Source organism: Kitasatospora sp. NPDC047058 (assembly GCF_040643935.1).
Classification (GTDB): Bacteria; Actinomycetota; Actinomycetes; order Streptomycetales; family Streptomycetaceae; genus Kitasatospora.
In genome coordinates, this window is the sequence record NZ_JBEYVJ010000969.1 from 1 (window position 1) to 1,023 (window position 1,023).

The 1,023-nt window shown below is 75.6% G+C and carries 1 pseudogene; it reads left to right on the forward strand.

What is annotated here, in order from left to right:
• Positions 1-57 precede the first annotated feature (57 nt).
• Positions 58-1,023 (forward strand): annotated as a pseudogene (locus tag ABZ885_RS42010) (LuxR family transcriptional regulator); the annotation flags it as partial.

Sequence of the window (1,023 nt, forward strand, 5' to 3'; positions counted from 1 at the left end):
TCTCCCGCCTGCGGGAGCTGCGCCGCAACCACGACGCCGAGGTCCGCCTGATCTGCGATGCGGCTCAACAACGCCACCACCGTCGGCTACGCCCTGAACGCGGGTGCCCTGATCCGCAGCCGGGAGGGCGACCAGCCCGGCGCGCTGGTCCTGGCCGACCGCGCACTGGCGGAGATCGGCGGCGACCGCGAACTCGTGGACCTGCGGCTCATGCTGCTCGGCCACCGGGCCGTGGCACTGGACAGCCTCGGCCGCCCCCGGGAGGCGGAGGAGACCCTGGCGCACGCCCGTACCCTCGCCGAGCGGACCGGAGCGACGCTGCTCTCCATGAACCTGGTCAGGATCGCCGAGCGGCACTACGAGCACGGCCGCTGGGACGACGCCCGGGCAGTCCTGGACGAGGCCACCGACCTCCCGCAGGGCCGCTGGCACCTCGCCCGGCACAGCCTGAAGACGCTGATCAGCGCCCGGCGGGACAGCCGACCGGAGGCAGCCCGGCCTCCGGAGGCGCTGGAGGCCCTGGAAGCCCTGGATGCACTGGAGGCCGAGGCGGTGCCGCCGACGTGGCCCGTGGCGGCCACGTACCGGATCGTGGCCCGCAGCCTCGCCCTCGAACGGACGGGCCGGCCCCGTGACGCCCTCGACGCGCTCGCGGTGCTGCTGGCCCCCGCGTACGAGTACGACGTCAGGAGGCATCCGGAGTGGCTGGTCGATCTGGTCCGCCTCGCGCTGGCCGTGGACGACCGGCGGACGGCACGGGCCGCGGCGCTCGAAAGCCGGCGCAACGCCCACATCGAACCGCTGCCCGCCACACAGGCCGCCGCCCAGTGGTGTCGCGGGCTGCTGCACGACGACCCGGCCCGGTTGCGCGCCGCGATCGACCACCACCGCACCGCCGACCGGCCCCCGGACCTCGGGAACGCCCTCGAAGACCTCGCCGTGCTCCAGGCCGCCTCCGGGGACCGCGACACGGCCCGCGCCACGTTCGGCGAGGCCCTCGCCGTCTACGCCGAGCTGGGCGCG